Here is a 23,821-nt window from a genome sequence, read left to right as displayed (position 1 = left end):
TATGTTTAAGAATTTGCGAATTGTCCTTGTGCTTCTATTTGCGTGCGGCCTTGTTTATCCGCTGGCTGTAAATGGCGCAGCGAATCTGCTTATGCCTGAGAAGGCCAATGGCAGCTTAATCGAAGAAAGCGGTAAAGTGAGGGGATCGGAATTGATTGGCCAGGCTTTTAACGAACCAAAATATTTTAGCGGTCGTGTTTCTTCCATCAAATATGACGGAGCGGGATCTGGCTCTAATAACTATGCTGCTTCCAATGAGGAGCTTGCAAAACGGACAAAAGACGACATTAATGCCTTCCTCGTTGCCAATCCAGGGGTGAAAAAAGAAGACATTCCGGCAGATTTGCTGACAAATTCAGGTTCGGGACTTGACCCGCATATCTCGCCGCTTGCCGCTTTGATACAGGTTCCTCGTATCAGCAAAGAGCGGGGCATACAGGAAGAAGTGCTAAGAAAGCTGATCAAAGAACAGACGGAAGGCCGACAGCTAGGCATTTTTGGAGAGCCTAGAGTGAATGTACTGATGCTTAATCGAAGTCTTGATGAAAAATAGATACGGTGAGAAAGGGGAGGATTACACCTCTCCTTTTTACCATTTTTTTAAGAGGGGGAAAACTTGTGAATGAGGAGTTTGGCAGAAAGTCTGCGAAAGCATATTTGGCTGCCCAGGAAAAAATGGGCAGAGGCAGCCTAAAAATCATTCTTGGGGCTGTCAGCGGAGCAGGAAAAACATTTCATTTGCTGGAAGAAGGTAACAGGCTTGCGGCCAAAGGAATTACAACCTGTATAGGGATTGCTGATACATTTGATTATCCCGGATTGCGCGACCAAATTGGTTTTCTTGAAATCTTTCCTCCTGTGATTTGGAATCATAAAGGACGGGAGAACCATGATATCAACCTGGAACGGCTGCTCGATACGAACCCTGAAGTGGTTCTCATCGATACGCTTGCCGGCAGGAACCGTCCCTGTGCGAGAAATAAAACAAGGCTTGAGGATGTGAAGGAACTTCTTGCCGCAAATATTTCCGTCATTGCCACCATGAATATCACCGATCTAGAAAGGGTTGGGGAACTAGTCCATTCACATACAGGCATCAAGGTGAAAAGCTGCCGCCTCCCTATTTCCATCCTAGAAATTGCTGATGAAGTCAAATTGCTTGATGTATCGCCTGAATCCATTTTCGCAAGGTCAAAGGAAGGAAATATCAAAATATCGAAAAACGGTGATATACCCGAAATAATCATGAGAAGGGCTGAACATCTTGCAATCCTGAGAGAGATTTCCCTGCGGGTGCTGGCCGGGGAAGTTCATGCCGACCTTGAAGAGTACCGCATCAGCCGAGGGATGAAAGGAGCAAGTGGTTCAACTGAGAAAATCATGGTGGCTGCACAGTATCATTGGAACGGATCCATTCTCGTGAGGAGAGGGCATCAAATTGCCAAACGTCTTGGTGCAGAACTCGTGATTGCTTGTTTCTTGCCGAAAAATAAAAAGCTCACATTGGAAGAGGCTGCATTCAAAGCATCCCTGGAGAAGTTGGCGGATAAACTTGATGCGGGAATTACCGAATTACGGGTTGTACAAAAACATATTGCGGATGAAATCGTGGAGTATGCAATAAAAAGCTGTGCCACAAGGCTTGTAATGGGGCACTCCAAGCAAAGCCGCCTCCAGGAAGCATTTCATGGGTCAATCCTGAACCACATTTTGAAAAAAGCAAAAAACATCGATGTCATCCTTGTCCCAGACCGTGCCGATACGTATGGAGAGAGACTGCTGCCGGCAAAAAATGAAAACCAGCGGAGAAAGGAAAGCTTTAAAAGGTTATCGGAAGAAGAAAAGCAAAAGCAGTTGGAAAAGCTGCACCGCGGGAAATTTAAAATATACATCGGTGCAGCGCCTGGTGTCGGGAAAACCTATACTATGCTAGCGGAGGGAAGATTTTTAAAGGAAAAAGGAGCAGACGTAGTCATTGGTCTTCTTGAGACGCATGGCCGGATAGAGACACAGGCACAGGCTGAGGGCCTTGAAACAATCCCGCGTAAAAAAATCTCCTATAAAACAGTATTGCTGGAGGAAATGGATACAGAAGCGATCATTGAACGGAAGCCGGAGGTGGCCCTGATCGATGAACTAGCCCACACGAATATCCCTGGCAGCTTGAAAGCTAAAAGGTATGAAGATATTGAAAGGATTCTCTCAGCAGGTATCTCTGTCATCGCGACATTGAACATTCAGCATGTGGAGAGCCTAAATGATGCCATAAGGCAGATTACAGGCGTAAAGGTACGTGAAACCGTTCCTGACTATGTGCTTAAGGAAGCGGATGAAATGGAGCTTGTCGATCTCTCGCCCAAAGCCTTGAGGCAACGGATGAAGGATGGGAATATATATCGGAGGGATAAAGTCAATCAGGCACTGAACAACTTTTTTTCACTAGGCAACCTCATCGCTTTAAGAGAGCTTGCATTGAGAGAGCTGGCGGATGATGTAGACGAGCGGCTCGAATCCTGGGAAAGGAACAAAGGGATGAGAGGACCATGGCGAAAAGAAGAAGCCATTTTTGTATGCATCCCGTTACGCCCTGACGGTGAGAAGCTGGTCAGGAAAGGGTTTCGAATGGCATATCGGCTAAAGGCGGTCTGGTATGTGGCGCATGCAAAAGAGAGGGGAACGTTTTCGAATGATGAAAAAAAAATGCTGGGCAAACTGAGAGCATTGACGGAAAATCTTGGGGGGATATTTATGCTCATTGAAAGCGGGACAACCAAGAGGGTTGTAAATCCTCTTTTAAATGAAATGGAGAAAAGAAAAGTAACTCAAGTGGTGATTGGCCATTCCTACAAGTCATTTCTAAAAGGTTACGTTGGAGGTAACATCGTGAAAAAACTGTTAAGGTGCACTCGACACCTGGATGTGCTCGTTGTCGCTGATTCCTAATATACCAATGAAATTCCAATGGCTTATTCAAAAAAATGGTTTGTCGTTTTTCCTTTAGAGGAGTAAGATGTAAGAGGATATAAAAAGATGCTGAAAAGGAGTTGATATTGTTGAGTTATTCGTCAGAGCCTGAACCCGCCAGGCCGGAGGGAGCCGGGGTTATCTTTGAATTGATAGATTTGGATACCGCAAGAATATCAACTCTTACAAGGTAAGATGGCTTCCTCCTATCAGAGAGGAGGTTAATGGAATGCTGGAAATTTTCAAAAGCACGGAAACAAAGGAATTAGTGGTATTAAATGAAATTGAAAAAGGCTGCTGGGTGAATATGGTAATGCCATCCTCCCAGGAAATTTCCCGGATTACGAGCGAAGCTGGGATTGCTGCCGACTTCATCCAAGACGCGCTCGATGATGAAGAACGGCCGCGAATCGAAAAGGACGACGGCAATGTCTATATTATTGTCGACTATCCGTATTTCACCTATGATGAATCAGGCTTTCCCATTTATGAAACGATTCCTGTTGGGATTGTTCTCACACCTGAATGTATCATCACTGTATCGCTGAAGGATACACCAATACTCGGAGCATTTAAAAACAGCAAAATCAAGGAATTTTTCACATATAAGAAGACAAGGTTTGCGCTGCAAATCCTGTTCTCAATCTCTTCCTATTATCTTCGTTACCTGAAGCAAATCAATAAGAAAACGAATGAGATTGAGCGCGAGCTGCACCAGTCGATGAAAAACAAAGAACTGTACGCATTCCTCGCTCTGGAGAAAAGCCTGGTTTATTTTACAACCTCGCTGAAATCCAATAAAGTGGTACTGGAAAAAATCATGCGCTTCAATTACATTCGCATGTATGAGGAAGACAAAGATTTGCTCGAAGATGTCATCATTGAAAACACTCAGGCAATTGACATGTCTGACACATACAGCTCCATCCTGAGCGGTATGATGGATGCCTTTGCGTCCATCATTTCCAATAACCTGAACATCGTCATGAAGTTTTTGACCTCGATCACAATTATATTGTCATTCCCGACAATCGTGGCCAGCTTCTACGGTATGAACGTAAAGCTACCATTCGCTGATAACCCGTACGCCTTCTTCATGACGCTCATCGTAGCGCTCTTCATGGCGACGATGACGGCATTTATATTTTGGAAAAAGAAATACTTTTAATAGAGACTGGCTGAAAATGGCCGAATTTGAAAAACATCCATTTGTGGGTGTTTTTCTTTTTAATAGAAAATAGTATAAACTGCGATCCATAAATTGAAGATAGAAATAAAGAAAAAACTGTAAGCTGAAAATTTATGTTTATTTTTGAGTTTTGAAAGCCCCAATCCAAAAAGCATTAATCCTAGAAATAAACTCATAAAAGGCATAATCCAAGTGTTTCGTCCGTCCGCAATCAGCAAAAAAATGGCGATTATTGCTGCGATAAGCCCCGTCACTCTTATATAAATTTTTAACAAGCAGGAACCCTCCATAATTTTGATTTTTCATAATTATATTATGGGCCTTTTCTGATGTCGAGAAGCAAACAGCTTTGACACGTATCACAAAATACTGATATAAGGGAAGAGACTGGCCATGAGGCCAGTCTCTCCTATTTAAACCATCCCTTGTTTTTGAAAAAGAGAAACATGACTCCACCGATGGTGGCCATTGCAAAAAGGGCCATGAAATAGCCGTAATGCCACTGGAGCTCTGGCATATGCTGAAAGTTCATTCCATAAAGGCCAGCGATGAAGGTGAGGGGCATGAAAATCGTTGTGATCACGGTTAAGACTTTCATTACCCGGTTTGTTTCATGTGCATTCATTGACAGGTAGCTGTCGCGGATGTCGGTTGTCAGTTCCCGATTGGATTCAGTCATTTCGTTCAGCTTCAAAAGATGGTCATGAATATCATGGAAGTATTCCAGTTGCTTAAGCACAGTAGTGAGTCTGTGAGAATTGAGCATCCTGTAAACCAAATCCCTCATGGGTACGACTGTATGCCGGAAGGAGAGAAGGTCGTGACGGATGTCAAACAGTTGATCAAGCAATAATTCCATTGACTTTCCTTTACTGTTATCCTCCAGTTCGTTCAAAGCATCCTCAAATGAATAGACAATCGGAAAATAGTTGTCGACAATCTTATCGAGCACATGGTAAAAAGCAAGACCTGGATTCCACTTTTTCAAGGTTTTTGTCAGCAAAAGCCGGTTCCACACCTCATCAACTTCCATTGAACTTTTATTATGGTAGGTAACGATATATGAATCACCAAGGAAAATATCGACTTCTTCCTTTCCAAGTGTCTTAGGGTCAAGCTTATGTACGACAAAAAAGGTATGGTCCTCATAGTAATCAAGCTTTGGCCTTTGAAGCGTATGGATACAGTCTTCAATGGCGAGCGGGTGGAAGTGAAAGGTTTCCGACAGCAATGCCATTTCCGTTTCTTCCGGCACGTCAAAATCAACCCAGAACCAGTTGTACTGACCTCTTACAAGCATTTCTGGAGGAACATCCTTTACGATTTTTCCGTCTTTGGTGATAGCAATTGTTCTAATCATAGAAGGTCTCCTTCCCAGCTTACGAATGCATTTTTCCCAGTCGAGCTGGCACAAGACCTATTTTAACATGTTAGAGAGCCAATGATAAAACCATTGCAGGGATTTAGCATTATTCTGCTGCCCCGTTCTCCTGTTCTTTGGGAAGATCGCTGTCCCGCTTGATTTTCCCGTTTCCCACCGACAGGGCAACAACTATGCCAATTGAGATAAAAATCAATCCAGTCAAAAAGACCGTAGAGAATGATTGTGTCCAGGCCGTTTCGATTCCTTCAATAACAGGTTTTTTTATTTCCGCTGGTACTTTCAGCAGTTCAGGTTTTACCAGGATACCAAATAAGGCATCTGTTTTCTCGCCAATTTTGGTTAAAATTTGGGCGATGATTGGATTTTTTTCAGTCTCAATGACATCAGCAAGGTTTTTCTCGAGTGAATGGTTCATGACTACGTTCAGGACCGTAACACCAATGGTTCCTCCGATTGACCGGAAAAAGGTTGATGCAGAAGTGACAGCGCCAAGCTTGTTTTTCGGAAATTCATTCTGTATGGCAATCATTAGCGTCGGCATAACAAGCCCCATTCCAAATCCTAGGATGACCATGTATGAATAAGCAGTAAGTGTGCTCGAATCCGGCCCCATTGTGCTCATGAAGTAAAAGCCGGCAACCGCAATAGCCATCCCAGCGGTTAAAACAGTTCGGAACCGGAATTTTAATAACAAGCGCCCCCCTAGTACGGAAGCGAAAATCAGTGCAATCATCATTGGTGTCATTGTTGAGCCAGCCCGGGTTGGAGTTACGCCGAGAATTCCCTGCATGAACATTGGTACGAACATAATGGCCCCGAACATGCCAAGCCCGATTAGGAATCCCAGTCCGCTAGTCGTTGCGAAAACACGATTTTTAAAAAGGGATAAATCAAGAACAGGTTCTTGCGCTTTTCTTTCAATCACAAGGAAGGCTGCCAAAAGGATGGCCGCACCGCCAAAAATGAATAAGCTTTCCATGGATGCCCACGCAAATTTGTCTCCTGCAAACGTGAGGCCGCCGAGCAAAAGGACAACTGCCGGAATCATTGTGAAAATCCCGCCAAAGTCGATCGGCGCATTTTTCTTTTTTTCAAACGTTTCATGTTTGAGTCCAATAAAAATTAGGATGGCAGATAGAAGACCGAATGGCACATTGATTAGAAAAATCCAATGCCAGCTGATCGTATCCACAAGAAAGCCGCCAAGAAAAGGCCCAATGACAGAGCTTAAGCCAAAAAGTGCTCCAAAGACACCCTGCCATTTTGCCCGCTGCTCAGCAGTGAAAATATCCCCGACAATGGTTTGTGAAAGTGGCATGATCATCCCACCACCGATTCCCTGGATGCCGCGGTACAGAATAAGCTGCTCCATGGTAGTTGCTGTTGCGCATAGCCCGGAGCTGATGATAAATATGATAGTTCCTAAAAGGTAAAGCACGCGCCGGCCATAAAGGTCGGACAGTTTCCCGACAATCGGGATGACTGTCGTTGAAGAGATCATATAGGCGGTCGTAACCCATGCGAAAATGGAAAATCCATTCAATTCGGCAATGATTGTTGGCATTGCAGTCCCCACAACCGTCTGTTCCAGGGCGCTAAAGAACATCCCGATGATCAGGCCGGTCAAGACAAGCCGTTTATTCATTTCTTGTTTCCCGTGTTTCATTTTGTACATCTCCTTGAAAGCTAAATGCATTCATACAATCTAATTGTTGAACGATGGAGGTTATTTTAACCTGAACTAGTTGGCCAGTCAATAAACAGTTTGCCTAAATGGTGCCAAGTCTTATGCACATTATGAAGTAATCTCTATCCTATTTTGGTATGGTATAAGAAGGAATGGAAAGGAGGCAGAATAATGAGTGAATGCAAGATCGACCACAGCCATGAGGATGTCAGCAAGAAGTATCAGGAACAGGCAGCATATTTGCCGGAGGAAATGCGTCCGTTATTTCAGCAATTTTTCGCAGAAGAGCACACGCAGGATATCTTGAATCAAGCGTTTCACCTCCTCAAAAAATATGACCTTGCCTCGGAAGAAGAGCGCAGTGAGCGAAACAAGAGGCTATATATGGTCTTGAAAAATGTATAATTTTGAAAAAGCGCCTGCGGGGTGCTTTTTTTGCGTTTAAGGCTCATAATTGCCAGATATCGACCTAGAAAATAAAGATATCGATCAACTTCGCGAAAATATCGACCTAACCAAATACAAATGACAAAAGCAGGGGAAAATCGAGTCTTTGGCGAAATATTCCTAAATACTGTTATTACATAATCATGCAGTTTACTCAACTAGAAGGGGGCTGAAGGGATGCTCAAATGGATGACCGTTGCGGTTGCTTTCATAGTTTTACTTGTCCTGATTGAGGAAGCGGCCCAGTATTTGTTGAAAAGATATATGCTTGGTGCTGAAAATCATAATGATGAGCGGACAAAAGTAATAAAAATGAAAATAAAAGATTTTGTTGAAAAATATAAAAAGTCTGCGTCTCATTAAGTCGTTATCCAAGAAGAACTTATCTTTTAGTCGAAAAACAGGTAAATATCCTGTTGTTTTCTCGGTGAATCATCTTGTGAAATTTTCCTATATTTGTATTTAGGAGGTGTAATATGGAAATTACCAGGCATTTTTTTAATATCCTCGCTTTAATGATGATTTTGTTATTTTTTTGTCTTGTGATCTTCGACAGGAAAATAAAATTTAATTTTTCACAGCCGAAGCTCTTTATCGGATTTGTTGCTTTGATATGGTTTTGCATACATATGGCGTACAATCCTGTCCCAGAAGTCCGTTGTGACTTGCGTATCATTCCTTTTGTCATTGGCGGTCTATATCTGAAATACGGATATTTGCTAGCTTTTGCCGTCATCGGAATCAGGATGCTGTACGGTTTGGATGCAGGATTTGTTGAAACCCTTATTTTATACGTTGTATTTTCTTTTGTGCTGCGCTGGATGCATCCATGGTTTTTGAAACTTAAGTCTGATTATCGGATTAGATATTCTATTTTGCTAGGAATGTTACTCGGAGCTATCATTGTAATGTGTATGGAATTTATCCATACTCCAAATGAATGGTACGATCTGTGGTTTGCGTATTTGGCAATCAGTCCTCTTGGAATCGGTATTATTTCCTATCTGATAGAATTTGTTAACAAAAACATTGAAATTAGGAATCGGGTTATCAAAGCAGAGAAGCTTCAGGCAGTTGAACAAATGGGAGCTGCAATTTCCCATGAGATTCGCAATCCTCTTGCCGCTGCGAGCGGGTTCGTCCAGCTGCTGAAAGAAGCCGAGCTTCCGCCAGTAAAAAGGGAGATTTATCTTTCACTTGTCAGGGATGAGCTGGATGCCGCCGAGAAAGTAATTAGAGATTATTTGACTTTTGCCAAGCCGGCGATCGAGAAGCAAGATGATTTTTCTGTCATCGAGGAAGTGGAGCATGTCATCCGGGTGGTCCAGCCGCTTGCCAATCAAAATTCTGTCGAAATTGCGACCTTTTTTACCGGCAGCGGCTGCCTAAGAGGCGATCGACAAAAATTTCATCAGGTGTTCATCAATGTCTTGAAAAACGCAGTGGAAGCAATGCCGGGCGGCGGATATTTAACGATACGGGTCACGTCTAACCGTTCTGATATCTCGGTTATTGTGACTGATACCGGAATGGGAATGACGAAAGAGCAGGTCGAGCGGCTCGGGGAGCCATATTATTCGACAAAAGGAAAAAGGGGAACGGGACTTGGCATGATGGTGGTCTACAGTATCGTTCGTGCGATGGATGGAACCATTAAGGTAAACAGCGAAGTCGGCAAAGGGACAACCTTTTACTTCAAATTTCCTGAAGCTGCTTCTGAATAGAGAAAAGGGGATGCTGTACTGCAGCATCCTTTTTGGTGTTCAGGAAATCTGCCTTTCGGCTCATTTAACAATAAATAGAAAAAGTCTTTTCTACATTGAAGACTCCCGCTATCCTATGTCCGCTGGCTCCAGTCCATACGGCACTAAACGGGCGCTTTCGCTTTTCTTTGTCCAGCTACAGCGCCCAGCGCCTAGTGGACTTCGCCCACCTCTCTACGACGAAGCACAGGATGTACGAGTAAGGCGTTGCGCACAGGACGTGCCTGCCCTAAGCGTTATAAGTCAACATCGAATCGCTAGTGCTCTTCGTGTTTCCTTTATCTCAGTCGGTTGTGCTCCAGTCTATACGGCGCTAGACGGACGCTTTCGCTTTTCCTCTTTCCATTTGTAATTTTTGGATAAATAAATTATGATGGAATAAAGTTAATTCAGAAAATTTAGAAATAACGTCAGGAGGACTCAAGAATGAGAAAAGGTATTCCCGAAACGTGGCAGGACAGTATGGCTCTGCCGGCTATTGCCGCGCCGATGTTCCTGGTATCAGGGCCAGAGCTGGTAAAAGCATGCTGTTTAAATGGTGTTATAGGTTCTTTTCCTGCTCCGAATGCAAGGCCGATTGAAGTGCTGGACAGCTGGATGACAGAACTGAGCAAAGCGGTCACCGAGGCAAGAGCAACAAATCCGGAAGGTAAAATCGCTCCGTGGGCTATGAATATGGTGACGCACAGTTCATACAGCCGCCTGGAAGAAGAACTAGAACTGATCAGGAAGCATCAGCCAGAGCTTGTGATTACTTCGCTCGGCAGCCCCAAAAAAGTCGTGGAAATCGTCCATGGATACGGAGGGCTTGTTTTTTCCGATGTCAGCGATGTGAAGTTTGCGAAGAAAGCTGCTGAGTCAGGAGTGGATGGGCTGATTCTCGTTGCAAGCGGAGCCGGAGGGCACGCTGGTGAAATCAACAGCTTTGCCTTTGTTGATATGGTACGTGAATTCTGGGAGGGCATCATCATTCTTGCTGGTTCCATATCAACTGGTAAAGGCATCCTTGCGGCACAGGCAGCGGGAGCCGACCTTGCCTATATGGGCACAAGGTTCATCGTGGCAACAGAAAGCAGGGCTTCAGAGGATTACAGGGAAATGCTTGTGGAAGCAAGCCAGGAGGACTTAATTCTGACAGATGCTTTTTCGGGCGTACGGGCGAATATGCTGAAACCAAGCATTGTTAAGGCGGGACTTGATCCGGAGCAGCTGAAGAAAAAAGATAAAGTGAATTTTGACAGCATGCAAAAAGAAACAGATGCTAAGGCGTGGCGTGATATTTGGTCTGCTGGGCATGGAGTTGGGGCAATCCGTCAGATACAATCAGCAGCAGACATTATCGACCAGCTCGGTCAGGAATATAATGATGCGCTTGAAAGCGTAAACAAACGTGCAGAAAAGTTGCGGGGAGCAAACGTAAAATAGCCTGCAAAATAGTTTTGAGAAAAAAATCCGCGAAACAGGAAGAAAATCTCTGGTAAAAAAGAATGATATTCGATATAATGGCGATAATATATTGTAATAGTAAAAATCAATGAAGAAGAGAGTAGCTTTCGGCAAAGGCCAAGCGAACCGGGGATGGTGGAAGCCCGGTGCGGAGCAGAAAGTGAAACGCACTTTAGAGATGCTCTCCTGAAACTTAGTAGGGACAGCCGGGGCTTCACGTTACGAAGGAAAGCAGGTCTGGAAATTTTCCGGACAATTTGAGTGGTACCGCGGGATTATACTCTCGTCTCTTATTTAAGAGACGGGAGTTTTTTATTTTCTAAAAAAGGTGGATGAATCCTATGATTAATTTTAAAAAGGAATTTGCACAGCTGCTTTCGGCACAGGTTGACGGACAGCTGACAGCAGAACAAATTGAAATTGTACTTGAAAAACCGAAACAGCCTGAACACGGGGACTTGGCTTTCCCATGTTTCTCGCTTGCGAAAATTTTCCGCCAGGCTCCGCAGAAGATTGCTGCAGAACTAAGCGAAAAAATTTCATCGCCACTTTTTGAAAAAGTAGAAGTGGCCGGCGGTTATGTGAATGTCTTTTTTAACAAGGAAACAGCTGCATTAGACATCCTTAAACAAGTATTGTCAGAGCAAGGAGAGTTTGGCCGCTCCGACGCTGGCACCGGCGGCGTGATGACGATTGACATGTCATCGCCGAACATCGCTAAGCCATTCTCGATGGGTCACCTCCGTTCCACTGTCATCGGTAATTCAATCGCATTGATTGCTGAGAAATCCGGTTTCAAGCCGTTTAAAATCAACCATTTAGGCGACTGGGGTACACAGTTCGGGAAACTGATCACGGCTTATAAGCTATGGGGCTCTGAAGAAAAGGTTTCTCAAAACCCGATCAAGGAACTGCTATCCTTATATGTTAAGTTCCATGAGGAAGCGATTAATAATCCATCCCTTGAAGACGACGGGCGTCTTTGGTTTAAGAAACTTGAGAACGGCAATGAAGAAGCGATGGAGCTGTGGACATGGTTCCGTGACGAATCACTGAAAGAATTCACGCGCATTTATGATTTGCTCGGCATCGAGTTTGATTCAAGTGCCGGCGAAGCATTTTACAATGACAAAATGGACCGTGTCATTGACTTGATCGAGGAAAAGGGCTTGCTGGTCGAATCAGATGACGCAAAAGTGGTGGATCTGTCCGACCTTGAGCTTCCTCCATGCCTCATCAAGAAGTCCGACGGTGCAACACTTTATGCAACGCGTGACCTTGCAGCCGCATTGTACAGAAAAGAAAACTACAATTTTGTCCAATCACTTTATGTTGTTGGGAATGAGCAGAGCCTGCACTTCAAGCAGCTGATCGCTGTACTTGATAAAATGGGATATGAATGGGCAAACACAATGAAGCACATTCCATTCGGCATGATGCTGAAGGATGGCAAAAAGATGTCTACCCGTAAAGGCAAGGTCATTCTGCTTGAAGAAGTGCTCGCTGAATCGATTGCGATGTCTGCGAAAAATATTCAAGAGAAGAACCCGAACCTCACCAATAAGGATGATGTTGCCAGAATGGTGGGCGTGGGCGCTGTCGTGTTCCATGACTTGAAAAACTACCGATTGAACGATATTGAATTCTCGCTTGAAGACATGCTTCGTTTCGAAGGGGAGACCGGCCCATACATCCAATACACCTATGCGCGTGCGTGCTCTATCCTTCGTAAAGGAAATTGGGATAAATCGGAGATTCCGGCAGAATTCCCATTATCCTGGACCGAAGAGTGGAAAGTCATCACTGCACTGGCTGAGTTCCCAGAAGCGGTCAAGAGAGCAATGGATAAGTACGATCCATCTCAGATTGCGAAGTATGTAATTGACCTTTCACGTGAGTTCAACAAGTATTATGCAGAAGTCAAGATCCTTGAGCCGTCCGAGAAAAAACCAGCCCGCCTGGCACTTGTCTCCGCAGTCACAATGGTCGTTAAAGAAGGTCTCCGCCTGCTTGGTATGGAAGCGCCAGAAGAAATGTAAGAGAAGAGAAGATGCCCGCACAGAACGATGTGCGGGCGTTTTTTTATGTGCTTGTGCTATCCTTAAAGTGGAAAAGGAGGAGAATATATGGGGAATTGGGAAAGGAAATTGGTGGCAACAACACGGGGAGAGTTTGAAGTTTTTATAAAGGGGGATGGTCCTCCTGGCGTGGTGACACATCACTATTCGGAGTTTAATGAATCTGGTGATTATTTTGCCGACAGCTTTACCCGTTCGCATAGGGTCATCCTTGTTAACCTTAGGGAGGCAGGGCATTCCGAAAAAGCTACAGAGCCTTACCGGTTAAGTATGCTCGATGCGGTTCTCGATTTGGAGGCTATTCGCGAGGAATTTGGCTATAGTACATGGAGTTATGCAGGCCATTCAACGGGAGGGATGATTGGCGTTCTTTATGGGATTCATTTTTCAGAGTCTCTGACGGCCCTGATCCTCGTCGGGGCTGCTGCACGGGAATACGCTTCTGATTCCAGTGAATGCATTTATCATCCTGAACACCCCCAATTTGAGAACATGCAGGACTTGATGGAAAAGCTGAAATTGCCAACTCTTTCGGCTGATGAACGTAAAAATTTATCTAAAGAACGAACAAAGCTATCGCTGTATCATCCGGCTATGCATGGCAAGTATTTTTCTAAGCCGATTTCAAAAAAAATGTGTGTTGTTCGGCTGAATTTTTTTAACAGGGAGTTTTCAATTTACGACGTGACAAGGCAATTGCACAAAATAAAAACAAGAACCCTTATTCTTTGCGGTAGGCATGATGTGCAATGCCCTGTCGGTTTCTCAATCGAAATGGACCAGCACATCCCCAATTCGAAACTGCACATTTTTGAAAGCAGCAACCACTATCCATTTTTGGAAGAAAAGAAGTTGTTTAAGAGGGTAGTGGAAGATTTTGTTACTAGAAAATAAGATTGTTTGGAAAAACGCCATAACATAATTTGGATTGGCAGCAGTGCGTAAAGATGTGAAAATGTCCAAGGCTGAATTCATTAATATTTATAATGAAATTGGGAAGCGGGCCCTTGCCGTCAACTGACCCAGAATGCAAAAAGGAGTCTATTTAAGGCTCCTTTTTTATGCTGCCTGATCTTTATATACTCTGCCTCTTTGCTGTCTTGCCAGGAAGACAAAAACTCCACAAAGAACGAGGACTCCTCCGGCTGCCTGGACGAGGCTGACTTTTTCATCAAGCAGGAGGATGGCCAGCGCTGTGGCTCCCACTGGTTCGCCGAGAATACTCATCGAAATGGCAGTGGCATTGATATAGTTCAAGAGCCAGTTGTTGATTAGGTGTGTAATGGTCGGAACAATCGCAAGCAGAAGGAAGATTCCCCACTCATGCTGGCTGTATCCAAGGATATGCACGCCTGCTGCCAGGTTATAAACCGTCAATGCAATGGCGGCGAAAAAAAAGACGGTGAAGCTGTATATCCAGTGGGATACTTTTTTTACGACGCTCTGTCCAATCAAAAGGTAACCCACAACGGCAATGACACTTAAGAATGACAGGATATCACCGAGAATGGCCATCTCGCTAAGGGCAAAGTCACCCCAGCCGACCATGATTGCTCCTATCACAGCGATTCCCATGCTCAGTAATGCCGCTGCGGTTGTACGCTCTTTAAAAAGAAAGAATCCTCCTACAAGCGAAATAATTGGCTGCAGCGCGAGTATAATCGTTGAGCTAGCCACAGTCGTAAGCTTTAAAGACCCAAACCAAAGGGCGAAATGCAACGCCAAGAATAATCCTGATAACAATAAAAATGCCCAATCACGCTTTTTTATTTTTGAGAACTCAGTCCGCTTTTTCCACATGATTGGAAGCAAAAACAGGCTGGCAAGCCACATCCTGTACATACTCAAAATCGTGGCGGGCGCATCGGACCATTTGACAAAAATCGCTGCAAATGAAACAGCAATAATTGAAATGGTCAGTGGTATCGCAACCGATCGCTGCTGCAAAACTATCCCCTCATCTTCCCCGATAACTTTTCCTGCAGTATCGTAACGTAGTGTAACACAATCCGCGTTCTTTTTGGAGAGGAACATTTGGTATTTTCAAATAGTTCCTGTTTGCCTCTGTAAAAGTTATACTTTTCAGAAAAAATAATGATAATATGATAATGTATGGATAAATAATGTAAGGATGGTGTCAAATGGGTATTCGGTATAAAAAAATAGACCATGTCCAACTTGCTGCACCTGCTGGGAGCGAAGATCAGGCAAGAAAATTTTATGGACAGATTTTAGCTATGCAAGAAGTCCCTAAACCTGCAAACCTGGCGAAGCGGGGCGGGGTGTGGTTCCAATGCGGGACTAACCAGGTCCATATTGGCATTCAGAATGAGTTTTCACCTGCAGTGAAAGCTCATCCGGCTTTTGAAGTGGAGAACCTTGAAGAACTCCAGCAAAAACTGACTGAGCAAAACATATCTATAAAGGATGATGATTTGCTGGAAGGAGCGGAACGGTTTTATGTTAATGATCCCTTTGGTAATCGGCTTGAATTCTTGAAATGGAAAAAATAAGGAGATTGTTTTAACGATGGATTTGTTTACAGATAAGCTATTAATTATTTCGTTCTTTTTAATGACTGTGACAGTTATTGAGACGCTGGCTTATGCAACGAGGATTTCAGGAGCAAGGGTGAGGCTGATTAGCACAGCGGTATCGCTGTTCAGTACAATGGTCATCTTCTCACGTATGTCTGTTATGTTCCAGCAGCCTCTAATGGGGAAACTCATCGTTGAAGCGCCGAACCGTGATCCGCTTTCGTTTTTACAAGATCAGTACCGAATCCTTATTGCTGTGACAACGCTTGGGGTATTGGTGGGGATTATTATGTTTCCTACTTTTATCAGCATTTTTTCGCGGGGAATCATCGAATTGTCGGAAGAGAAGGGATCTGTTTTAGCAGTGGTGCGAAAATGGGCCAATCTCAGGGGGGGAAGGAAGGTTTTAGCATACATCAGGCTGCCCAGGTTTGCCGACCTGAGAGGGATTACACTGCAAACAATACCAAAACGGCTTTTTGTGCTGAATATTGTTATTTCTGCTGTTTATACGACAGGCGTGATGTCTGCATTATACGCATCCCTGATCGTTCCGGAAGATTATAGACAGGCAGCTGTTCTTTCTTCAGGTATTATCAACGGTATCGCGACCATTCTATTGACATTGTTTATAGATCCAAAGGTGTCCGTGCTCGCCGACAGGGTCGCAAAAAAGGAGAGCAGTTATATTTATTTGAAAAGTTACTCCGTGACTATGATTGGTTCCAAGCTTGCTGGCACCGTCGCAGCACAGCTCGTCTTCCTACCCGCGGCCCTTTACGTCGCCTGGTTTGTCATGTGGATATAGAAAGGGAGTTATTCGGCCGGTTTCCTATTTTTATTTATTGTGGGTATGGTAGGCGTACATGTATGAAAATGTAATGGACTTTTCCATGCTCGTTGGAGAAGGTACGGGAACTATCTTTCTGCTATGCTTACACTTTTTGCTGGAAGAAAGCAGGTACAGTGATTAATTTCGCTGTGCCTTTTCTTTTTGTCTTGGTCAAATCACCTGATGTAGAAAATAAAACTTCCGAAGCAGGCCTCATACCGCGCCAGGAAAATAAAAGTGACAAGCAGGGAAATAAAATCGGTATCTTGGAATGTAAATTAGAGGGGAAAGAAAAAAAATAAAATGTGAAAATAGGAAAATAAAATTTTCGTATCGTACGATCCAACCCAATTAACAAAAGCCCCTGCATTAGCAAGGGCAAAAAATTGAATAATGTTATGATACAAATCTTTTTACAATGAATGCAAAGATCAATGCAAGAATGCTGCAGATGAATACTGCTACTGCCAGTCCTCCCACGGCTATACCGGCCCATGGATCATACTTTGCAGCGATAATAAAGCTGGAAGCAAAAGTAAGCAGGGATAATCCCAAACTAATTAGTCCCGGACGGTACACCTTGCCATGTCGCAGATAATAAGTCGAAAGACAGAGGAGCGCGGTATAGAGCAGTCCAACTGTCCAATCGTTCACCGAGTAGTCAATAGCTTTCATAATTATATTGCTTCTTATAGATTTAGGTAAATCCAATCCAATTTCAGCTGTTTCTTTCGTTTCAGTATTAACTGTCATCAGTTTAAATTTTACAGGTTCACCCGCCCAGTTTGTATTATGAAGAAAAGCGATTTTATTTTCCTTATGGAAAAAGACGGGTGAGTCAATTGCAGATTTCAAGTTGGTCAGCTGTTTTTTCTTGCCTGTTCCAAAGTCTGTGAAGAACAGTTCATACTTGTAAAGGGAACTGTTTTTTGATTCTTTTGTTACTGCTGTATAGGCTGCTTTGATGTTGTCAGGGGACATGGCAATGTTATAGGACTGGGATGGCAGTTTGCCAAGTATACTTGAACTGCTTACTGATGTATCTTTCAAGTCGTATTCTTTCAAGTCATCAAAGTCTTTTAATATTATTTTGTCACCATTGGAGGAGAGCATTAAATTTTCCATTGTATAAAAATCTTGATCTGTCAGCTTCTTTTGGTTTTTGCCATCAATAGAAACGGAGAATAAATCAGAACCTTCCTTTGACTCCCCCTCAGCTTTTCCCAACTCTTTAGAGGGAAAGCCAGAAAAGAAAATTTGCTTTCCATCGGCTGAAAAAATGGCCCCCCCGACAGAAAGTTTATCGTTGGTCAGCTTCTTATCGTGGCTTCCGTCAGCATTCATGATATGCAAACTCTGAACTTTGTCAGGGTTAGCTGATAAATAAAGGATTTTTTTACCGTCGCTTGAAAAGACAGGCTGACGATGACGATCTTTTGCCGGATTTGTGAGTTTTTCAGTTTTTCCGCCTTCCGTCCTTGATGCATAGATAGCTTCTTTTCCATCCTGGTAATAGGAAAAAGCAAACTTTCGGTCATCGTGCGAAAGGGAAATCTTGTTGCCCAAACCAGTGAAATACTTATAATGATCATTTTCTCGCATAAGTAAAAACGCCACACTCGAGATTAATAATATAGCAACCAATGCTATCGCTGTTAACAATCTTTTGTTCGTTTTTTTCATGAAAATCCTCCAGACATTATGGATGTAATCAGCCAGACTCCTTTAGTATTTATTAGGTGGAGACACACTAACTTTTCCTATATTATACTACATTTGTAAATATTAGAATGTAATTTTCCCTTCTTTATAAAACGAATGATTATTTCGGAAAACATAATTTTATAGCAAAAAGTCCATAATTTGTATTTATTAAACATCATTTTTGGTGTAATATTACACAAAAAGGGTGTATTTATGTTGTTGTATATTATAATTGTTCCGTTTCTTTTATCATTTTCAATTTTTTTCTTATCTCCGCTTGCATATTTGGCAATGCTTCTTCCCGCGGGGCTATTGATGGGTCTACTATACGGTAATAAGGAGAATCTTAATGAAATATTCCAAACACGTTATTTGCCTGTATACTTACCGATTTTTTTGGTTACCGGCACGGCGGCTGTTTTAATGCTTATCACCAAAGGATTCCTTGGTCATGATTACTGGCTTGCGTTTATTTTGCTCACCTTTCCTTTCTTGCCATCTAGTGTAATCTCGGCTCTCAATGGTGAGATATTAAATGTCTTTCTGGTTCCGTTTTTCTACTATTTATTCACTCTATTAGGATTTATTATTTTTGAACGCCAAAGGAAAGACAGGGTGATTTTTGATAAAAAGCAAGTTCTCATTGGCACCGGGGCAATTGTCCTTTTCCTTGGAATAAGTGGGGGAGTGATGTGGGAGCGGAGCAAAACGGTTCTTCCGCCTTCATATGGTTTCGGATATGAAAAAGGTTATTCCAGTGTTGATCTGGGACCATACGATGTGACGAACAAAAAGAATAAGCTGGCAAAGCTCAATGGTTCGTCGTCCCTTGTCATTTTATACTTTCTTTCATTTAAGCTTTCCTGTCGGATAATAGGTAAAAAAGACTATAGCTGTTGAAGGATTTTCCGATTCCTAAGGCGAATTATTACTCGATAGAGAAAAAAAGGAGGAAAGAAAATGAAAGCTATAGGATCTCTTCTTTGTGCTGGTGTCATTGCAACATCGCTTGTGTTTGTACCCAGCGGTGCCGTACTGGCATCAGATGATGATTGTAACTGTGATGTCACGATGTTGAATGGTGCAGAAAGGAATAAACTGGTTGCCGGTTTGTTTAAGAGTGACAGCTACAAATCAGCGAACAAGCAGCTGAGAGAAAAGGGTCTGAAGAGGGAAGGTGCCAATAAACTAGAAGTTATTCGCTTTAATGCAGATGGCAGTATGTACATAGGAGTACCGTTTGCTGATGAAAAAGGTGCAATTGAATTTTTTCCGTTCTCAGTGACGGAAACTGGATTCGTACCAATGTTTCCACTGAATTAAAAAGCTCAAAGGGGAATGGGGAGGAAAAATGGAAAAAATATTGAATGCTATTCAGGATGATTATCCGGATGATTTTGCCTGGTGCTACGGATGCGGTCGGCTTAATAAAGCTGGACACCATTTTCGGACCTGTTGGGATGGGGACCAAACAGTTACGATATATACGCCAAAACAAGAAGAGATGGCACTTCCTGGCTTTGTCTACGGAGGTGTGATTGCTTCGTTGATTGATTGTCATGGGACCGGATCGGCCGCACTCGCATTGCACAGGAAGAATGGGCATGAACCTGGAGAAGGGGCAGAGCCGCCGCGCTTTGTTACAGCTTCGCTCCACGTCGATTTTATGAAGCCAACACTACACGGCGTGCCGTTGAAAGCAGTTGGTACCGTCCATGAAATCCATCCAAAAAAGTGGAAAGTGGAAGTTGAAGTTTTTGCAGATGGTAAGACATGTGCAAAAGGTGAGGTAGTGGGGGTCGTAATGCCTGACAGTTTCCTTGCAGGAAAATGAGTACTTATAAGCCTAATAAAAAAGCATCGGCCGGTGCTTTTTTTATTTAGGCGGGAATGACTTGGTATGGTTCCATCTTAATGTTGTAAGACATCATGTCAGGGGGATGGGGACACTAAATAAGTGGTTAAGAAGAACCTAAATTTTCCTAGGGGTACTATTCCTCGTCGCAGCTCTTCTAGCGTTTCTGTTTGTGCAAAGCATGAAGCCAGACAAGGATGAGGAAGAGAAAATAAGATCGCAGGCAAAAGAATATATTTCTCGAAAGTTTGCAGATGTAGTAGTTAATGATGCCCTGTATAACAGCATGGGGAATTTTGATCATTTTGATTATGCGGTAAAAGTAGAGAACAAGTAGGATGGGATTCAATTTCTCGTTTTTGAAAATCAACAGACAGGTAAGATGGAAGACAGTTATATTGCTGCTAAGTGGGAGAATGAGCTTGAGAAAGAGGTTAAACCGCTCCTGAAAAGCCAGTTCCCTTATTATGAGGATATATGGATTCATTATGATAAACGTGTAGGGGCAGAGCTTGACGTGGGAGCTGATCAGGACGCTTCCTATAAAGATTATGAAACAAAACCAAACATCATGTTTTTCATCCCAAGAAAGAAGGACAAGGGTGACAAAGGAAAATTTGATAGGTTCGTCCAATCCGTTATAGTAAAGAGGCAGAGTTAAAGCATGGGAGCATCTCCCTGGAATACAGTAAGGAAGGAGTTCCTCAAGAGAAGGAAGGACTTGCTGAAGAATTTTAATGGTTTTCTGCTGAAAATGGGGGGAGAAATTAGTGTGCAGAGTAAAGATTCGTCCAATTAAGGAAGATGATTTGCCGGAGCTATGGAAAGTGATGCATGGAGAAATGGATCCAGAGTGGAAAAAGTGGGATGCGCCTTATTTTCCGTTCGTCCGACTGACATGGGAAGAGTTCATTGGCAAAAAGGATAAGTGGGTGGACCGTGCCGACCGCTACGCAATTGAAATGGAAGGCAATGTTATTGGCTCTGTAAGCTACTATTGGGAGCACGAGTCTTCAAAGTGGCTTGAAATGGGCATAACAATCTATCATCCCCAATATTGGAGCGGCGGATATGGCACAGAAGCGCTGAAGCAATGGATTGACCATTTATTCCAAACGATGCCTATAGTTAGAGTTGGCTATACGACGTGGTCGGGTAACGAAAGAATGGTCAAGGTTGGGGAAAAGCTCGGCATGATGCTTGAGGCAAGGATACGGAAGGTCCGTTATCACAACGGGAAATATTATGATTCAATTAGGATGGGTATGCTGAGAGAAGAATGGCTAGAGAAAAAAGGTTAGCCATTCTTCTAAGCTGCGGATTACCCGTTTTTTGCTTTTACCGCTGCAAGCAATTGTTTGAGCGTTCTATTTATGTTAGTAAGTACAATCAAAATTACTCCAAGCATGATGAAAGTGACAATTTCTCCAGTATAAAAAGCAAAAATGGCAAGAATCACAATATATAACGTTGATAACCAGTCTTTTTTCAATTAAACCACCCCCATCATCGATATTATAACATGGGAAATATTGGTGTGTAAAAAAGACCAACAAAGCAGCCAGCCCCCGCAACGGGTGCTGGCTTGCTTTTACTCTTTATGACAGAGTCCGTCTGCGGCCATCTTTTCAAGGATTCCTTCGACTTCTTTGACGGAGTGCCCCATGACGATACCGACTGCTTTTGATATACGATTTCCAACGGGGTTAGTCTGCATCCAATAGGCTGAGGGGGACAAACTGCCCAGCAGTCAAGTAATGATCCAAGACTGGGATGAGATCTGTCCATTCTAGGTTGCAAAAGCGCATCTTTGGTTTACCATATTTGTTGAGGATGCTGTCATGCAGGAGAAGGCTGCTGGTCGAGCCGTTAAAGCGGACGTTCAAGTCGATAAAATAGTGCTTTCTGCCGCTGATTAGTACTTCGAATCCAGCGATACCGATATAGCCTTTTTCAATGATTCTCTCCATGACTTTAAAGCCTGTTTGCACAACTTCTGCTAATTCAGGATCAACTTGAGTCGTGGTTGAAGGCTATACGCTGCTTAAAATCGCAAAACGCCTTAAAATTCACATCTCCACAGCTTTTTACTGGAGACATAAAATACTGAATGCTTTACGTTCATTAGACTTTGAACAACTTCCAGGTATCGTTGAAAGTGACGAGACCTTCTTTCGTGAGTCCTTTAAAGGTCGTGAAGTAACTCATCGTAAACTCATCGTAAACTCATCGTAAAGCGAAAAAACGTGCTACAAGAGACGAAAAAAGAGGTATTTCATACTTAAAAATCGTGGTTGTCGTAGCTAAAGACCGCAATCATAATATTATCGCTTTAAAGGCTGGAACAGGTCGTATCAAAACGGAAGAAATAGATGCTGCAATTGGAAAGTATATCAACCCATCTTCTTTGCTATGTACAAATACAGCTACAAACTATAAGAAGTTCGCCAAACTTTTTTACAACACGAAGCAGTGAACGAACGACAAAAGCAACCTGTGGAAAAAGGGATTTTCCAAGTTCAGAATGTGAACAACTTCCATAGCCGTTTAAAGACTTGGATTGACCGCTTTCAAGGTGTTGCGACCAATTAGTTAGACAATGACTTATACTGGTTTCCGAATTAGACAAGGATTTATCCTTTGAAAAACAAGTGGAGCAAATGCTTGCTTCGCGTGTCAACAAATCTAACAAAACAACTGTTGAAATGTTGCGGGCTTGCTATGTTAATTAGGAGTTCTTATCCTTTTCAAGTAATTCTATGATTTTATCAAGTTTCTTTTCAATTTCAACTGATTGATTACTTTTAACTGAAGAATTGATAAGCAATCTTCGGATAAAAAGTGTGAAAGAAACTACGAAAAAGGCGATAAGACCAATGATTATGTACAAATAAACTGCTGAAGCTACCATAACACTACCCGCTTTCCATTTTTTAATAATTTTAACATATTATTGTATTGTTGGGGTTAAAGGCTTGCTTAATCAAAAGCAACAAAGTTTACGAAAACAGCTTAATAAAAAGATAGCCATCACGCATGATGTCAATTGTGCTGTCGAGGCTTTTGTCTCGTGGAATTTGTTCATTCATTGCCATAGTATCTACTCATTTTTATCTCTTTCACAAATACTCTCTCTTTTCTATTAACCCTATTTTTCCAGTATGGAAACCCATCTTCTTTTTAAATTTGTATTGTGTGGGCATCGAATCGTAAACATACGGTGAATACAAATTTTTTTATCTTGGAAGGAAATGGACAAGGGGGTGCCGAATTATAGATGAAATATAGAGGGGGTAGGGAAGATTTGAATCCGATTTTACTTGATTTTCCAACAGAATTCACGACAGAGAGGCTTGTAATCAGAGCAGCAAAAGCTGGTGATGGCAAAATTGTACATGGTGCAATCCTCGCATCCATTAACGAGCTTAAGCCATGGATGCCGTTTGCACAAAAAGAGCAAACCGAAGAGGATGTAGAAATCAATATCAGGGAAGCCTATATCAATTTTCTAAAAAGAGAGGATTTAAGACTGCTTGTCTTTTTGAAAGAGACGGGAGAGCTAGTGGCATCTTCCGGTCTTCATAGGATTGATTGGGATGTGCGCAAATTTGAAATCGGGTACTGGATAGATACCCGCCACAGTGGAAAAGGCTATATTACAGAAGCTGTCGAAGGGATCACTGAATTTGCGCGAAATGAGCTAGGCGCCCGGCGGGTTGAGATCCGCTGTGATTCCTTGAATGTTAAAAGCAGGGCGATTCCTGAGAGACTCGGCTTTTCGCTGGAAGGGATTTTAAAGCAAGATTCGCTGGCTGAGGATGGCTCAGGTCGATTGCGCGATACCTGTATTTTTGCGAAGACTTTTTAATACAAAAAACTGGTCAAAGTGAAGTGACCCCATAAAGTTAGACACGGTTATTTCATTAGGCACCGTC

27 protein-coding genes, 1 pseudogene and 1 other annotated feature are annotated in these 23,821 nt (G+C 42.8%); of the genes and pseudogenes, 20 read left to right on the top strand and 8 right to left on the bottom strand.

The window, feature by feature from the left end; all coding sequences use genetic code 11:
• Position 1: 1 nt before the first annotated feature.
• The 3 genes from kdpC (at position 2) to D1970_RS02165 (ending at position 4,132) form a co-directional block, all read left to right on the top strand.
• Positions 2-553 (top strand): potassium-transporting ATPase subunit KdpC, encoded by a 552-nt coding sequence (gene kdpC / locus D1970_RS02175; RefSeq protein ID WP_119111241.1) that lies wholly within the window; start codon positions 2-4, stop codon positions 551-553.
• Positions 554-618: 65 nt separating this feature from the next.
• Positions 619-2,943: a universal stress protein gene (locus D1970_RS02170; RefSeq protein WP_119111240.1), complete on the top strand. Its 2,325-nt coding sequence runs from the start codon at positions 619-621 to the stop codon at positions 2,941-2,943.
• A 250-nt stretch (positions 2,944-3,193) separates the two neighbouring features.
• Complete coding sequence (locus tag D1970_RS02165; RefSeq protein ID WP_119111239.1) at positions 3,194-4,132, top strand: magnesium transporter CorA family protein; 939 nt, start codon at positions 3,194-3,196, stop codon at positions 4,130-4,132.
• Between the two features lie 59 nt (positions 4,133-4,191).
• Here D1970_RS02165 and D1970_RS22715 read toward each other — a convergent pair whose 3' ends face one another.
• The 3 genes from D1970_RS22715 to D1970_RS02150 all read right to left on the bottom strand — a co-directional run bounded on the left by D1970_RS22715 (position 4,192) and on the right by D1970_RS02150 (position 7,203).
• A complete protein-coding gene (locus D1970_RS22715; protein ID WP_246370241.1) occupies positions 4,192-4,428 on the bottom strand; it encodes a DUF3953 domain-containing protein in 237 nt (78 codons plus the stop codon).
• 134 nt (positions 4,429-4,562) lie between these two features.
• Entirely contained in the window at positions 4,563-5,513 is a 951-nt protein-coding gene (gene corA, locus D1970_RS02155; protein WP_119111238.1) for a magnesium/cobalt transporter CorA, read from the bottom strand.
• Positions 5,514-5,622: 109 nt separating this feature from the next.
• Positions 5,623-7,203 carry an MDR family MFS transporter gene (locus D1970_RS02150; protein WP_119111237.1) on the bottom strand — a complete coding sequence of 527 codons (1,581 nt, stop codon included), beginning with the start codon at positions 7,201-7,203 and terminating at the stop codon, positions 5,623-5,625.
• 192 nt (positions 7,204-7,395) lie between these two features.
• Here D1970_RS02150 and D1970_RS02145 point away from each other — a divergent pair, with 192 nt between their 5' ends.
• The 6 genes from D1970_RS02145 (at position 7,396) to D1970_RS02120 (ending at position 13,852) form a co-directional block, all read left to right on the top strand.
• Positions 7,396-7,629: a group-specific protein gene (locus tag D1970_RS02145; RefSeq protein WP_119111236.1), complete on the top strand. Its 234-nt coding sequence runs from the start codon at positions 7,396-7,398 to the stop codon at positions 7,627-7,629.
• A gap of 219 nt (positions 7,630-7,848) precedes the next feature.
• A complete protein-coding gene (locus D1970_RS02140; RefSeq protein ID WP_119111235.1) occupies positions 7,849-8,034 on the top strand; it encodes a hypothetical protein in 186 nt (61 codons plus the stop codon).
• Between the two features lie 113 nt (positions 8,035-8,147).
• Positions 8,148-9,395, top strand: coding sequence for an ATP-binding protein (locus tag D1970_RS02135; RefSeq protein WP_119111234.1), 1,248 nt, complete (start codon positions 8,148-8,150; stop codon positions 9,393-9,395).
• Positions 9,396-9,860: 465 nt separating this feature from the next.
• Positions 9,861-10,859, top strand: a complete 999-nt coding sequence (locus tag D1970_RS02130) for an NAD(P)H-dependent flavin oxidoreductase (RefSeq protein ID WP_119111233.1) — start codon at positions 9,861-9,863, stop codon at positions 10,857-10,859.
• A 100-nt stretch (positions 10,860-10,959) separates the two neighbouring features.
• Positions 10,960-11,174: a binding site (T-box leader), on the top strand.
• A 50-nt stretch (positions 11,175-11,224) separates the two neighbouring features.
• On the top strand, positions 11,225-12,919 hold the full coding sequence (gene argS, locus D1970_RS02125; protein ID WP_119111281.1) for an arginine--tRNA ligase: 1,695 nt from the start codon (positions 11,225-11,227) through the stop codon (positions 12,917-12,919).
• A gap of 87 nt (positions 12,920-13,006) precedes the next feature.
• Positions 13,007-13,852: an alpha/beta fold hydrolase gene (locus D1970_RS02120; protein ID WP_119111232.1), complete on the top strand. Its 846-nt coding sequence runs from the start codon at positions 13,007-13,009 to the stop codon at positions 13,850-13,852.
• 165 nt (positions 13,853-14,017) lie between these two features.
• Here the strand turns inward: D1970_RS02120 and D1970_RS02115 are convergent, their stop codons facing one another.
• Positions 14,018-14,905: a DMT family transporter gene (locus tag D1970_RS02115; RefSeq protein ID WP_246370243.1), complete on the bottom strand. Its 888-nt coding sequence runs from the start codon at positions 14,903-14,905 to the stop codon at positions 14,018-14,020.
• Between the two features lie 194 nt (positions 14,906-15,099).
• Between D1970_RS02115 and D1970_RS02110 the strand changes: the two genes are divergently transcribed.
• From D1970_RS02110 to D1970_RS22155, 3 genes are all read left to right on the top strand, one after another.
• On the top strand, positions 15,100-15,471 hold the full coding sequence (locus tag D1970_RS02110) for a VOC family protein (RefSeq protein WP_119111230.1): 372 nt from the start codon (positions 15,100-15,102) through the stop codon (positions 15,469-15,471).
• 16 nt (positions 15,472-15,487) lie between these two features.
• Positions 15,488-16,303 (top strand): lipid II flippase Amj family protein, encoded by an 816-nt coding sequence (locus D1970_RS02105; protein ID WP_119111229.1) that lies wholly within the window; start codon positions 15,488-15,490, stop codon positions 16,301-16,303.
• 158 nt (positions 16,304-16,461) lie between these two features.
• Complete coding sequence (locus tag D1970_RS22155; RefSeq protein WP_181213403.1) at positions 16,462-16,629, top strand: hypothetical protein; 168 nt, start codon at positions 16,462-16,464, stop codon at positions 16,627-16,629.
• A 94-nt stretch (positions 16,630-16,723) separates the two neighbouring features.
• On the opposite strand, the gene D1970_RS02100 is transcribed toward D1970_RS22155, so the two are convergent.
• A complete protein-coding gene (locus D1970_RS02100) occupies positions 16,724-18,010 on the bottom strand; it encodes a TolB family protein (protein ID WP_119111228.1) in 1,287 nt (428 codons plus the stop codon).
• 444 nt (positions 18,011-18,454) lie between these two features.
• Here D1970_RS02100 and D1970_RS02095 point away from each other — a divergent pair, with 444 nt between their 5' ends.
• The 6 genes from D1970_RS02095 (at position 18,455) to D1970_RS02075 (ending at position 21,187) form a co-directional block, all read left to right on the top strand.
• Entirely contained in the window at positions 18,455-18,931 is a 477-nt protein-coding gene (locus D1970_RS02095; RefSeq protein ID WP_142920987.1) for a hypothetical protein, read from the top strand.
• 60 nt (positions 18,932-18,991) lie between these two features.
• Positions 18,992-19,354 carry a hypothetical protein gene (locus tag D1970_RS02090; protein WP_119111226.1) on the top strand — a complete coding sequence of 121 codons (363 nt, stop codon included), beginning with the start codon at positions 18,992-18,994 and terminating at the stop codon, positions 19,352-19,354.
• Between the two features lie 28 nt (positions 19,355-19,382).
• The gene (locus tag D1970_RS02085) at positions 19,383-19,865 is read left to right on the top strand and encodes a PaaI family thioesterase (protein ID WP_119111225.1); all 483 of its coding nucleotides are present in this window, start codon (positions 19,383-19,385) and stop codon (positions 19,863-19,865) included.
• Between the two features lie 193 nt (positions 19,866-20,058).
• The gene (locus tag D1970_RS22150; RefSeq protein WP_181213404.1) at positions 20,059-20,223 is read left to right on the top strand and encodes a hypothetical protein; all 165 of its coding nucleotides are present in this window, start codon (positions 20,059-20,061) and stop codon (positions 20,221-20,223) included.
• A gap of 45 nt (positions 20,224-20,268) precedes the next feature.
• Positions 20,269-20,547, top strand: a complete 279-nt coding sequence (locus D1970_RS02080) for a hypothetical protein (protein WP_119111224.1) — start codon at positions 20,269-20,271, stop codon at positions 20,545-20,547.
• A gap of 109 nt (positions 20,548-20,656) precedes the next feature.
• Complete coding sequence (locus D1970_RS02075) at positions 20,657-21,187, top strand: GNAT family N-acetyltransferase (RefSeq protein WP_119111223.1); 531 nt, start codon at positions 20,657-20,659, stop codon at positions 21,185-21,187.
• A gap of 20 nt (positions 21,188-21,207) precedes the next feature.
• Here the strand turns inward: D1970_RS02075 and D1970_RS22145 are convergent, their stop codons facing one another.
• Both D1970_RS22145 and D1970_RS02070 read right to left on the bottom strand, forming a co-directional pair.
• Complete coding sequence (locus D1970_RS22145) at positions 21,208-21,378, bottom strand: hypothetical protein (RefSeq protein ID WP_181213405.1); 171 nt, start codon at positions 21,376-21,378, stop codon at positions 21,208-21,210.
• 214 nt (positions 21,379-21,592) lie between these two features.
• Positions 21,593-21,856: a hypothetical protein gene (locus tag D1970_RS02070; RefSeq protein ID WP_142920986.1), complete on the bottom strand. Its 264-nt coding sequence runs from the start codon at positions 21,854-21,856 to the stop codon at positions 21,593-21,595.
• A 49-nt stretch (positions 21,857-21,905) separates the two neighbouring features.
• Here D1970_RS02070 and D1970_RS02065 point away from each other — a divergent pair.
• Positions 21,906-22,618, top strand: a pseudogene (locus D1970_RS02065) (IS1595 family transposase); the annotation flags it as partial.
• On the opposite strand, the gene D1970_RS02060 reads toward D1970_RS02065, so the two are convergent.
• Positions 22,615-22,797 carry a DUF4083 domain-containing protein gene (locus D1970_RS02060; protein WP_119111221.1) on the bottom strand — a complete coding sequence of 61 codons (183 nt, stop codon included), beginning with the start codon at positions 22,795-22,797 and terminating at the stop codon, positions 22,615-22,617. The pseudogene D1970_RS02065 and the gene D1970_RS02060 overlap by 4 nt on opposite strands.
• A gap of 393 nt (positions 22,798-23,190) precedes the next feature.
• Here D1970_RS02060 and D1970_RS02055 point away from each other — a divergent pair, with 393 nt between their 5' ends.
• The gene (locus tag D1970_RS02055) at positions 23,191-23,754 is read left to right on the top strand and encodes a GNAT family N-acetyltransferase (protein ID WP_119111280.1); all 564 of its coding nucleotides are present in this window, start codon (positions 23,191-23,193) and stop codon (positions 23,752-23,754) included.
• Positions 23,755-23,821: the final 67 nt, after the last annotated feature.

Origin of the sequence: Mesobacillus zeae (assembly GCF_003570705.1) — a bacterium.
GTDB lineage: Bacteria > Bacillota > Bacilli > Bacillales > Cytobacillaceae > Mesobacillus_C > Mesobacillus_C zeae.
Note: the sequence above shows the minus strand (reverse complement) of the source record. Positions and strands in the feature narration are given on the sequence as shown.